Origin of the sequence: Salmonella sp. SAL4457, from assembly GCF_046548235.1 — a bacterium.
Lineage (GTDB): Bacteria > Pseudomonadota > Gammaproteobacteria > Enterobacterales > Enterobacteriaceae > Salmonella > Salmonella enterica.
Window position 1 is genome coordinate 1 of the sequence record NZ_JBGDZO010000724.1, and the last position, 261, is coordinate 261.

Annotated in this window: 1 pseudogene; it reads right to left on the reverse strand. The window is 66.3% G+C overall.

The annotated features are described in order from the left end of the window. Window positions 1-253, reverse strand: a pseudogene (locus tag ACLJNW_RS26055) (alpha-D-ribose 1-methylphosphonate 5-triphosphate diphosphatase); the annotation flags it as partial. Between the last annotated feature and the right edge of the window lie 8 nt (window positions 254-261).

Genomic DNA, 261 nt, shown 5'->3' on the forward strand with positions numbered 1-261 from the left:
CGTCATGGCTGGCCACCGACAGGCCGCGTCCCTGGCAGACATCGACGATGGCCGCACGGGCGGCGTCGCTGTAGCGCTCGGAGTTGGCTACCTGCTCGACGATGAAGGCGTCCATCTCGGCATCGCTCAGGTGGTACTTGCCCTGGTAGTACTCGCGGTACTTCTCCAGCCTGGCGAACTGGCGCTGGCCGGGGGCGTGGTCCATCACCGAGACCAGTTGCACCAGCGGATGCTCGACCAGTTCGCGGAACACCTCCAGCG